Source organism: Streptomyces milbemycinicus, from assembly GCF_002154605.1.
GTDB lineage: Bacteria > Actinomycetota > Actinomycetes > Streptomycetales > Streptomycetaceae > Streptomyces > Streptomyces milbemycinicus.
The window spans coordinates 1-11,185 of sequence record NZ_MUNE01000223.1; the positions used below are offsets into that span (position 1 = coordinate 1).

Consider the following 11,185-nt stretch of genomic DNA (forward strand, 5'->3'; position numbering starts at 1 on the left):
GTTCTACGTCGGCCGGGGCCTGGCCGTGGCCAAGAGCTTCGGTGGCAAGTACGCCGAGTTCGCCCCCGGTCAGTCCAGCCCCGTCAAGCTGGCGCTGTACAAGCGCCGTGCCCTTGCCAAGGACCTCGGCGTCCCCGCCGACGGCACCGGCTCGCACCGCATCGTCCTCGGCAGCACCGCCGACACCTTCACCGACCCCGACGGGTTCGCCTGGGAGGCTGCCGCGTCGCTCGCCCCCACGCCGTCCTGACTCCCGGCCCCGCAATCCCGCCCCGCCTGACCCTGTACGAGAGGAAACTTGCCACACCACCCGCGAAGTCGCCCGCCGAGGACTCCGGCACGGCCACCGAGAAGCACAACGGATTCACCATCGAGGAGCGGCCGCGCTGAAAGAGCACGCACGCGCGGAGAAGAAGGCGGCGGCGCGGCGCGGTTCGTCCCGGGCGGAGAAGGAGGCGGCGGCGGAGCGGGACATGCTCGCGAAGATCGCCGAGATGCCGGAGGCGGACCGGGTCCTCGCCGGGCGGATCCACGACATCATCAAAACCGCCGCTCCGGGCCTCGTGCCTCTGAGCCAGGGCTCCGAGGCCGACCTGGTGAGCGCGACGCACGTGGCCGTCCGCTCTCAGCCGTCCTGGCGCTCGGACGGCAGTGTTGTGTGTCGGGAACCAGAACAGGCAGCTGATCGTCTTCCGGGACATGCCCTCCGTTCTCATTCTTGGCATCGATCCGCACGCAGTGCCTGGTATGGACGGGGACGCCATCCGCGCGGCCCTCGACCAGGAACTGGCACGCTTTGGTGACCATTCCATCGATGCATCCATGACGCTGATTGCGCTGGACGAGTCAGCTGTGTCCACGATGATCGCGGCGCTGTCCGAGCGCGTTTGGGACGTCGTCGTCATCGGTGGCGGGATCCGCAAGCCGGAGCCTCTTCTGCCGCTCTTCGAGCAGGTCGTGAACCTGGTCCGTCGGCATGCGCCGAAGGCCGCGATCGCGTTCAACACCAGCGGTGGCGACAGTGTCGAAGCAGCCAAGCGGTGGCTGTGAACCCAGGGCTGGCCTGAGCCGCGCGCACTCACGGGGTAGCCCTCGGCCGTCGCCCCTCCTGATAGCACGTCAACCACGGTGCGGGGGGGGCGGAGTCCGTGCCGCAGGAGGGAACAAGGACAACAGGCCGGAGCGTCAGGTGGCCGACGGCTTGTCAGCAGGGTTCTTCGGACGCTTGTCGGCGGAGGAGCGACTCCGCGACGACCGGGTTGAGGAAGCGCGGATACCAGTCGCTGGGTGCCCGGTGGCCAGTGGCCAGTGGCCAGTGATGATCAAAGACCGGACCACGGGCAGCAGGCGCGATATGCTTGGGTAAGCGTCGCGTGCCGGTGGCAGACTGGTCAGGCATGGAGGCGCCGGATCGAAGGAGGCCGACGTTGCACGCGTCGCACCCTTCGCTCTCGCGTGATTGAGCGCGAGACGACCAGGCTCATCGCCTGGAGTCGAGAACTACGTCGGGTCCACAACCAACTACGCGAAGCGCTGCGCGTGACCCGCGATTCCCTCGCCGAAGGCAGCCCTGGTGAGGCGGCCACCCGTGAACTGCTGCTGTACTGCCACGGCTTCTGCGCGGCCCTCGACGGCCACCACCAAGGCGAAGACCGCACCCTGTTCCCCGCCATCGCAGCCGCGCACCCGGAGTTGCGCCCGGTGCTTCGCGCGCTTGAGCAGGATCACTCGATGATCGCCCACCTGCTCGGCAACCTTCGCGCCGCGGTCGACCGGGCCGCACCGCCTGAGGAGCTCGACCACCACCTCGAAGGTATCGCCGCGATCATGGAGAACCACTTCCGCTACGAGGAGAGACAACTGCTCACCGTGCTTGAGACCTTCGATCTGACAGCCGAACTCAGGGACGTGCTGGGCCCGCTGTGACCGGGCCGCCTCCGTTCCGCGCGAGCGGAGGTGAGCCGGCCGCGCTCGGGTACGAGGCGATGTCTGAGCGGTCCTCTCCGCGCGAGCAGAGCGAGACGCCCGGCACCCACCTGGCGGAGCAGCTACGGCTGTCTTCTCCGCCTGCCCGCTGAGTGCCTCGAATTTGGCGTTGCGAGCGTGGTCGGCGCACCGTCGACCGCCGTCTCGCGTGCTCGGCGGCTGCAAGACCCGGGTGGTCCAGTCCCGAAGCCGGCGGGCGATCCGGGCGAAGCCCAGGGAGCCTGCCGACGCATCGTGGACGAGTGCGACCGCGTCCTTCGGGGGTAGCTGAGGCGGCGTCCGCTCAGAGCGAGGAAAGCTTCAGCGCTGTGCCAAGCGAAGGCCTCGTTCGCGTGCTCCAGGCCGGGAGTTTCACCAGGGTCTGAATCAGCGCGGCGGCCTTGAGCTGGCCTGGCTGAGCAGTATCGGCGATGGCCGACCAACACCAATCCCGTGCCTGCTGTCGCTGCACCGGCAGGGCTCGCAGGTCAACTGGTTGCGGGCGGACAGCATCCTCGACGAGGCCAAGCACACCGCGGACCCGCCCCACCTCTCTCCGCCCATTCGACATCAGCCCCATCACCGCGATGCGGTACCTGCGCGCCGCACACCCCGCCGGTCTCCACGCCGACCCCGTCCGAGCCTGAGACGGCGCCAGGGGTTGGACCGACAGTGGCGCCCGCCGGGTGGCTCATTTTGATCGATCATTCCCCAGCTCTTGACGCCCGCTTAACGCCAGAGCAACATCCTCCCGCACACAGTGATAGATCTTCTCATTGTATGAGAAAGGAAAGCTGGATGAAGGTTGGAATTCTGGGCCTCGGTGAGGCTGGCGCCGTGTATGCGGCAGGTTTCCTGAAGAACGGCTGGCAGGTGGCCGGATATGATCCAGGCGATGTGGCCACCCCGGCCGGTGTCGAACGGATGGCCTCCGCGGCCGATGCGGTTCAGGGCTGTGACCTGGTGCTCGGCCTGACCGGCGCGAAAGCGGCGCTGGCCGTGGCGGAGGAGACAGCCCCGCATTTGCAGGCCACGACCGTGTACGCGGATATGAACGCCGGGGCACCGGAGCTGAAGCGGAAGATCGCTGATGTGATCGCAGGATCCTCCTCCGCGATCTTCGCAGACGTCTCCGTGATCGGTTCGGTGCCGAAGTACCGTCACGGGACCGCATTGGTGGCCAGCGGCCAGGGGGCATCGGTGATCGCCGACCACTTCGGCACGCTGGGGGCTCCGGTCGAGGACCTGGGCGCCGAGCCGGGAGCGGCCTCGGCACGCAAACTGCTGCGCAGCCTGTTCATGAAGGGGCTGGGGGCCATCATCGTGGAAGCCGTGGACGCGGGGCGGGCAGCCGGCGACGAACCGTGGGTTCGTACGCAGATCGCGGCGGAGCTCGCCGGCGGCGAGGCGGCACTGGAGCGGCTGTACGAGGGGACGTACAAGCACGCGGACCGGCGAGCGCGCGAGACGTCGGCGGCCGCTGAGCTCGTCACGCAACTCGGTCTCGACGCGAAGCTGGTCCAGGCCATCAGCCAGTTCCACTCGCTCGCGGGCCGCCCCCAGGGCCTGCGGAACACCGCACCCGTGACGCCCGAGGTGCTGACCGGCTACCAGGGACTGCCGACGGCGAACATCGGCGATGCCACGGAACGACTCGGACTGCTGGACTCCGGCATCAGCGCCATATGGCCCGGTGCCCGGGCCGTGGGCCGTGCGTTGACGGTGTGGACCCGGGCCGGGGACAACCAGGCGATCCACGAGGCAGTCAAGATCGCCGAGCCGGGTGACATGATTGTCGTCAACGGCGAGGGCGATGCCTCCCGCGCGCTGATCGGCGAACTGATCGCCGAGCGTGCCCGGGCCCGGGGCGTGGTGGGCATGGTGCTGGACGGAGCCGCCCGCGACGTCGAGGTCCTGGCCGAGATGGGCTTCCCCGTGTGGGCGCGTGCGGTTACCCCGGCCGGCCCGTACAAGTTCGGACCCGGCCGGGTGGGTGTGCCGGTCGCCGTGGGCGGTGTGGTCTGCCAGCCGGGCGACCTCGTCGTGGGAGACGGCGACGGCGTCGCGATCGTCCCGGCCGACCGGGCAGCCTCCGTGCTGGCCGCCGCACGCGAGGTGGAAGCCGAGGAAGCGCGACGGCGCAGCAGCATCCGTGCCGTGGCCGCCGCCACTGTCACGCCAGGAGGAGCGTCGTGATCGCCGTATGGGCACTGGGCTGCTACATCGTGGCCATCATCGTGTGGAACGCCGTTTTCAAGCGCAACATCGGCGAGGCGCTGATCGTCGGGTTCGTGGTCACGGGCCTGTTCTCCGGGGGCGACATCGGCCACGTCATGTGGAGCGGGTTCGCCGAGGCCATGCAGGAGGAGGTCACCTTCGCCGCTCTGGCCTTCGTCTTCATGAGCTACCTGCTCTCCCGCACACCGGTGCTGGATCAGTTGCTGGGCATCCTGAACTCCCTGCTGGGCCGAGTGCGGGGAGGTCCCATCTACACCTCCACCGTGGCCGCGGGCCTCTTCGGCGCCATCGCCCACGTCGGGGCGGCGGTAACCGCGGCCGTCGGGTCGGTGACGATCCCCTGGATGAAGCGTTCGAAGGTGAGTGGCGAGCTCGCCGCCACCGTCGCGGCCGGCGGCGCCGGCATGGGCGTGACCTTCCCCTTCAGCTCCACCATGTTCATTCTCATGGGCTCGGCCGGTGTGGCTTCCCTGGCCACCACCGACGACATCGTGCTGCCCCTGTTCCTGGGGGGCCTGTGGTGTCTGGGCTATCGGATGGTTGCCGCGTTCATCATGGTGCGCCGCCACAAGATCCAGCCCATGGACCGTGCCGACCTGCTGCCCCTGCGGACCAGCCTGAGCGCGGGATGGACGAGTCTGTTCCTGTTCACCGCGATCGTGGTGCCGTTGCTGCTGACCCGGGGCCCCTCGGGTGGTGCCCTGAGCGACTGGGTCGGCACCAAGATGTCGGACGCCATCAGCCTGATCACCTGGATCCCCGTCCTGCTGATCGCCACGGTCCTGATCCTGGGCCGGCGTCATCTTCCGCGCTCGGGCCGTGAGTGGTGGCAGGTGCTCGGCAACGCGGCCCCCCAGTTCGGGGTGATCGGTGTCACCATCGTGGCGGCCTTCTCCGCCTCCAACGTGCTCGGCGAACTCGGGCTGCCCCAGCAGCTGACCGATCTGCTGGCCGGGGTAGACGCTCCCCGGTGGGCCATGGCGCTCATCGTGGGCGTCCTCGTGGTCGGCGTGGCCATTCCGCTCACCGCAAGCGCCACCATGGCCGCCATCGGTCCGGTCGCGGTCTCCTCCCTCGTCGGGGCCGGAGTGCCGCCGACCACCGCCTGCGTCGCCGCCCTCATCTTCGCCTCGACCGAGGGCGCCTCCCCGCCGTCGGGAGCCCCGATCTACGTCGCCAGCGGCATCGCCGGCATCGACCCGGCCCGCACCTTCATACCCCTGCTCACGTACTACTGCATTCCCATCCTGCTCATCGGCGCCGCGGTGGCCACCGGCGTCCTGCCCGTCTGAACCGGAGCCCGCACCATGGCTGATCGTCTGCTGCAACCGCTCTTCCGCCTCAGCATCCTCGTCTTTCTCGCCGGTGGCGTCGTCATCGTCATCGGCCAGGCCCTCGGCATCGCGCTCGGCGACGCCCAGTGGGTGGCGAATGTCCAATCCGACGTCCAACCGCCCACCTGCATCGCCGCGAGCATCTGCGGCATCCTCTCCTTCGTTCTCTCCTACGAGCGGCCAAAGGGATCACCGGACAACGCGACCGGCGACCGCCTCCCCAAGCAGGCCGCCACCGCGACCCGGCCGGAATAAGGACACGGAACAGGACACGGAATAGGGCACCGCTCCCTGGATGGAGCTTGTGCGATCCACACCCCGCTCACATGCTGATAACTCTTATCAAGAACCTCGCATGCCGAGCCGACCATCCAGGAGCACCACCATGGCCACTTCCTCCCCCGCCTCCGCGATGCGGTCCCTCGACAGGGCCTTCGACGTCCTGGGCGTCCTGGAGGACACCCGGCAGCCACTGCGCCTGAGCGACGTCGCACGCCGCGCCGACCTGCACGTCGCCACCACCCAGCGCATCCTCAACGTGCTCATCGAGCGCGGCTACGCAGCCAAGGAGGAAACCGGCTACGTGGCCGGCCCCGCCGCCGTCGCCACCGCCCACGCCTTCCTGGTCAACAATCGCCTCAGCCAAGTCGCCCTCCCCGTCCTGCAGGAACTGGCCGCCACCACCGACCTGACGGCCAGCCTGTACGTGCGCGTCGCCCTCTCACGGGTACTCATCGCACGCGTCCAGGGCCGCAACCCCCTGCGCTACCAGCTCCCCATCGGCGAAAAGCTCCCCCTGCACCTGGGCGCCGGCAAGGCCCTGGCCGCGTGGCTGCCCGACACCGAACTCCGCACACTCATCGACCGGTCCACGCCCTTCACCCGGATCTCCGGCGAGCACGTCACCGCCGACGACCTGGCCGCCGACCTCCGCCACGTCAAGGAAACCGGCTACGCCCTGTCGCTGAGCGAACGCGTCCTGAACGTCACCGCCGTCAGTGCAACCATCCGCCACGGCGAGGACGTCCTCGGCGCGGTCAGCATCAGCGGCCCCGGCGACGAACCCACCGAAGACGACCACGCCCGCCTCATCAGCGAAGTACGCCGGGCAGCCGACGCGATCGCCGCCCGCTGCCCCTGACAGAAAGCCGCCCCGTGTCACTGCCCACCTACCAACAGCTCACCGAGCGCACCGACGCTCCCGCCGGATCCAGCTGGCACCTCTTCCCCCACCACCCCGAACGCGGCATGGCCAACTTCGCCGGCCCGTCCCAGATCCGCCGCGCGGCCGCCAACATCGTCGAAGGCCACGCCTTCAACCTGGACTACCCGCTCGATGCCTTCGACCCACCCATGTCCAAGGCCCGCGGCATCCCCCACCACCGCATCACCGCCAAACACGACCAGGCACGCGACGACGTCCTCGACAACTTCCACCTCCAGGCCAGCACCCAGATCGACGGACTGCGCCACCGCCGCGCCTCCGGACACGGCTTCTACAACGGCGTACCCGATGACGCGATCACCCCGCGCAGTCCCCGCCTGGGCGTACAGTTGTGGGCCGAAGTGCCCCTGGCCGGCCGCGGACTCCTGATCGACATCGACGGCCTGCTCCGTAACCGCGGCACGCCCCTTTCCCACATCGAGGGCCCCGCCCTCACCACCGACCTCCTCGATGACGCCCTCAAAGAGCAAGGCTGCCGCGTCGAACCCGGAGACCTCCTCCTCGTGCACACCGGCTGGGCGAACTGGTACCTCAGCGCCACTCCTGCGGAACGCGCCGAAGCCCGCGCGCAACGACGCGCCACCGGCTTCGCTCAAAGCCGTACCTTCGCCGCCTGGTGCTGGGACCACCGCATCGCCCTGATGGCCACCGACACCTTCGCCGTAGAGGTCCTGCCCGTACTGGACACCAGCGACTTCCGCCACAGTGCGCCCGAGGACGACGGCATGATGCATCAGGAACTGATCGCCAAACTGGGTCTCCCGCTGGGCGAACTGTGGCACCTCAATGCCCTTGCCATGGACTGCCGCGCCACCGGCCGCTGGGACAGCCTGCTCACCGTCAAACCCCTCAACCTGGCCGGCGGAGTCGGCTCCCCCGCCAATGCCACCGCCCTGCGGTAGTACGCATGGACTTCTTGAACTCCACTGCCCGGTGCCGGCGGTGGATCTGGCCGATCACCTCGCCGGTGGCCGTGTTCAAAGCGGCGAAGAGGGTAGTGACCCCGCCGCGCACGTAGTCATGGGTACGGCGCTCGGGCATCCCCGGCATCATCGGCAGCACCGGAGCCGAGCGGTCCAGCGCCTGGATCTGGGTTTTCTCGTCCACGCACAGCACCAGCGCGTGCTCGGGCGGGGCCAGATACAGTCCGACCACATCGCGGACCTTCTCGATGAACTGGGGGTCCTTCGACAGCTTGAAGGTGTCCACCAGGTGCGGCTTGAGGCCGAATGTCCGCCAGATCCGGGAGACGGCCGACTGTGAAAGGCCCACCTCGGCAGCCATCGAGCGCGTTGACCAGTGCGTGGCGTCCTTCGGGGTGGCCTCCAGTGTCCTGACGATCACTTCCTCGCCCTGCTCGTCGGTGATCTTCCTGGGGGCACCGGAACGCGGCTCGTCGCTCAGCCCTTCCAGCCGGTCACGCACGAAGCGGGCCCGCCACCGGCTGACCGTGTGCGCTTCGATACCGAGCCGGGCGGCGACGTCTTTGTCCGTCGCCCCGGCCGCGCTCTCCAGCACGATCCGGCACCGCAGGGCCAGGGCCTGCGAGGAGGTACGACGCCTGGCCCAGCGGGTCAACGTCTCGCGTTCATCGTCAGTCAGCACCAGCTCGGCCTTCGGCCGTCCCATCCTCGCCACCCGGGCCATCAATGCCGAACGACTACCAACTTACGCAGTCGGCCGGGACGCGCCCCCGCCAGGCGACCAGGTGGCCCATTTCCTCACCCCCATGCACCGGGCCTGGGACGACGTCGTGCACACCTGCGGCAACCAGCGCCTGTTCTGCTCCACCGACTGCGTTCACACCTGGCTGCAGCGGACGGGCCAGGAGTGCGGCTACCTCATGGATCTGGGCACGCTGTGGCGCTTCGCCAGCGACTGGTACACCGGACGCCTGGAACCGGGCTACACCCGCCGCGACCCCGCCTCCGCCACCGCCTACTTCGCCGAGGTCGGCCTGCACGGATCCTTCTGGGGACTGCCTGACTGAGGTCTCGATCCGCCTGCCGCGCCGGGTGCAGGTCAGGGGGGCGGCGCCACGACCGTCTGCCCGGACACATCGACGCCGTCATGCGAACTCACGGTGGAACCCTCTCCCGTTACCGTCATCTGGAGCTGTAGCGGGCCGCTCGGTCCCGCAACAGGGCAGCCGTCTCGGACATCAGGTGCTCCGCAATGGTGTCGACATGGCGGGAGCGCCACGGCTCGAGACCGGTGCCGGCCACCCAGGAGTTGAACGCGCCCATCGCGGGACCGCAGTAGACCAGGTAGTCGACCTTCCGCCCCGGGTCCCCGCGCAGCGCCAGCCGGAAGCCGCGGTGGAGGTAGGACCGGAAGGCCGTGGCCATCCGCCGCTTGCCGTCGGCACCCGGCCCTGCGTCCGACTCCGCGGCGGCGGCCTCGTGGAACGATCCGTGCAGGAACTTCTCCTCGATCCGACGGCGGGTCGGCGCGTCGATGTCCTCGAAGGAGTCGTGGCGCCGCCACAGCTCGTGCAGCTTCCCCGCCTTCGCCGGGAGCAGCACACCGCGCTTGACCACCTGCGCCCGCACCCCCAGTTCGAACATCTCCGGGGCGGGTGTGAGGGCGACGTCATGGACCTCCACCTCCTGCAGCAGGTCCTTGACGGCCTCGCTGGTGGCCGCTTCCGGGGTGCACTGGTTGATCGAGCCGGTGACCAGGAAGTCCGCGCCCAGGACGAACGCGGCGGCCGCGGCCTCCGGGCTGCCGATCCCGCCGGCCGCGCCCACATGGATTCTCGGCCCGGCTCCGGCCCGTGCGGCCCGGGCGTCCCGCAGCCGGACCACGGCGGGCAGCAGCGTGGCCAGCGTGCCGGTGGCGTCGTACCAGCCGGCGCCGACCTCCACGCACAGGTCGTCGGCCATCGGCAGGTGCGCGAAGCGCTCGGCGTCCGCGGCGGCTATCCGCCCCTCGTCGAGCAGTTGCCGGACGATGCGCCGCGGCGCGGGTTCCAGGAACGAGGCCGCCATATCGGTGCTGGACACCTTGGCCAGCACCCTGCCCCCGCTCAGCCGGTACTTGACCAGCGCGGGGGTGATCCGCAGGAAGCCGGATGCCTCGATGGTGCGCACACCGGCCCGCAGGAACAGGTCGACCAGCGCCGACTCCCGTTCCGGGTCGGCGTACTGGTGCAGCAGGTTCGCTCCGTACGCCCCGTCGGCGCCCAGGGCGGCCCGCACCGCGTCGAGCCCTGCCCCGACCTCGTCCAGGGCCAGCCCGCCGCTCCCGAAGAAGCCCATCCCGCCGGACTTCGCCAGCCGCACCAGCAGCTCCGCTCCGGACACCCCGCCGTACATGGCACCGGCCAGGCAGGCGTAACGGAGGCCGTAGCGCTCCCGGAAGGTCCCGGCGCCCAGGGTTTCCGCCCCGACCGCGCCAGGGGCGGCGGCCACCTCGGCGGCGACCGGTGGCGCGGTGACCGGAGCCTCAGCGACCGGTGGCGTGGTTACCGGTCGTTCGGCGACAGGTTGCTCGGCGGCCCGTGGCTCGGCGACAGGTTGCTCGGGGACCTGTGGCTCGGTGACCAGCGGCTCCGCCTCGGCCTTGATCTTGGTGACCAGCTTGCGGAGCACCGCGCCCGGTCCCAGTTCCTCGAACTCGAACTCGCCCTTGCCCATGAGGTACCTGACCGTGTCCGTCCAGCGCACCGTCGAGGCGATCTGCCGGGCCAGCGTCCGCTTCACCTCACCAGGCCGGTACGGCCGGGCGTCCACGTTGGCGATCACGGGAATGTCGGGGTCGCGCAGCGTGAAGCCGTCGAGGTAGCGGGCGAACTCGTCGGCGGTCTCGCGCAGATAGCGCGAGTGGAAGGGGGCGCTGACGTTCAGCGACACGAAGTGTGCACCGAGCCCCTCGAACACCGGCTTGGCCAGATCGAGCTGGTCGGCGGGCCCGGCGAGGACGAACTGGACGGGCGCGTTGTGGTTGGCGATGTCCAGGCCGGTCAGCTGGTGGTCGCGCAGCGCCTGTTCCACCCGGTCCAGGTCGCAGCCCAGCACGGCGGCCATCCGCCCGCCGTCGGCGCCGCTCATCAGCTCGCCGCGGCGCTTGACCAGCCGCAGGCCGGTCTCGAAGTCGAAGGCCCCGGCGGCGAACAGCGCGACGTACTCGCCGAGGCTGTGCCCCACCAGGTAGTCCGGCGGGGTGGGGTCATCGCGCAGCTTCCGCAGCCAGGTCAGGGCGCTGACCACGTACAGCGCGGGCTGGGTGAACTGGGTGAGCTTCAGCTCCCGTCGGGGGTCCTGGGTGCACAGCTCCCTGATCGAGTACCCGAGCACGGCGTCCGCCACCGCGGTCTGTTCCGGGAACTCGTCGAAGAGGTCCTTTCCCATCCCCTTGGCCTGGCTGCCCTGACCGGGGAATCCATATACCTTCATGGTGCCCTCCTGGGGGTGCTGAGGGG

At 69.6% G+C, this 11,185-nt stretch carries 9 protein-coding genes and 3 pseudogenes; 9 read left to right on the forward strand and 3 right to left on the reverse strand.

From position 1 onward, the window contains the following. The 3 genes and pseudogenes from CCN51_RS19135 to CCN51_RS19150 form a co-directional block, all read left to right on the forward strand. Nucleotides 1-250 (forward strand): annotated as a pseudogene (locus tag CCN51_RS19135) (glyoxalase); the annotation flags it as partial. Nucleotides 251-699: 449 nt separating this feature from the next. Further along, nucleotides 700-1,050, forward strand: coding sequence for a hypothetical protein (locus CCN51_RS19145; protein WP_043492744.1), 351 nt, complete (start codon nucleotides 700-702; stop codon nucleotides 1,048-1,050). A gap of 405 nt (nucleotides 1,051-1,455) precedes the next feature. Then, nucleotides 1,456-1,926, forward strand: a complete 471-nt coding sequence (locus tag CCN51_RS19150) for a hemerythrin domain-containing protein (RefSeq protein ID WP_043488306.1) — start codon at nucleotides 1,456-1,458, stop codon at nucleotides 1,924-1,926. 231 nt (nucleotides 1,927-2,157) lie between these two features. Here the strand turns inward: CCN51_RS19150 and CCN51_RS60005 are convergent. Further along, nucleotides 2,158-2,515 (reverse strand): annotated as a pseudogene (locus tag CCN51_RS60005) (hypothetical protein); the annotation flags it as partial. A 248-nt stretch (nucleotides 2,516-2,763) separates the two neighbouring features. Between CCN51_RS60005 and CCN51_RS19160 the strand changes: the two are divergent. The 5 genes from CCN51_RS19160 (at nucleotide 2,764) to CCN51_RS19180 (ending at nucleotide 7,664) form a co-directional block, all read left to right on the forward strand. Further along, on the forward strand, nucleotides 2,764-4,161 hold the full coding sequence (locus CCN51_RS19160) for an RraA family protein (RefSeq protein WP_014182206.1): 1,398 nt from the start codon (nucleotides 2,764-2,766) through the stop codon (nucleotides 4,159-4,161). Continuing rightward, entirely contained in the window at nucleotides 4,158-5,495 is a 1,338-nt protein-coding gene (locus CCN51_RS19165; protein WP_014182207.1) for a TRAP transporter large permease subunit, read from the forward strand. Before CCN51_RS19160 ends, CCN51_RS19165 begins: the two co-directional genes overlap by 4 nt. Nucleotides 5,496-5,510: 15 nt before the next feature. Continuing rightward, a complete protein-coding gene (locus CCN51_RS19170) occupies nucleotides 5,511-5,792 on the forward strand; it encodes a hypothetical protein (RefSeq protein WP_014182208.1) in 282 nt (93 codons plus the stop codon). Between the two features lie 130 nt (nucleotides 5,793-5,922). Beyond that, on the forward strand, nucleotides 5,923-6,678 hold the full coding sequence (locus CCN51_RS19175) for an IclR family transcriptional regulator (protein WP_014182209.1): 756 nt from the start codon (nucleotides 5,923-5,925) through the stop codon (nucleotides 6,676-6,678). A 14-nt stretch (nucleotides 6,679-6,692) separates the two neighbouring features. Beyond that, nucleotides 6,693-7,664 carry a cyclase family protein gene (locus CCN51_RS19180; protein ID WP_014182210.1) on the forward strand — a complete coding sequence of 324 codons (972 nt, stop codon included), beginning with the start codon at nucleotides 6,693-6,695 and terminating at the stop codon, nucleotides 7,662-7,664. A gap of 10 nt (nucleotides 7,665-7,674) precedes the next feature. Here the strand turns inward: CCN51_RS19180 and CCN51_RS19185 are convergent. Continuing rightward, a pseudogene (locus CCN51_RS19185) lies at nucleotides 7,675-8,409 on the reverse strand (IS630 family transposase); the annotation flags it as partial. Between CCN51_RS19185 and merB the strand changes: the two are divergent. Beyond that, nucleotides 8,408-8,752 carry an organomercurial lyase gene (gene merB / locus CCN51_RS57535; RefSeq protein ID WP_274383932.1) on the forward strand — a complete coding sequence of 115 codons (345 nt, stop codon included), beginning with the start codon at nucleotides 8,408-8,410 and terminating at the stop codon, nucleotides 8,750-8,752. The pseudogene CCN51_RS19185 and the gene merB sit on opposite strands and share 2 nt — an antisense overlap. A 115-nt stretch (nucleotides 8,753-8,867) precedes the next feature. Here the strand turns inward: merB and fabD are convergent, their stop codons facing one another. Next, nucleotides 8,868-11,159, reverse strand: coding sequence for an ACP S-malonyltransferase (fabD, locus tag CCN51_RS19195; protein ID WP_086859830.1), 2,292 nt, complete (start codon nucleotides 11,157-11,159; stop codon nucleotides 8,868-8,870). Nucleotides 11,160-11,185: the final 26 nt, after the last annotated feature.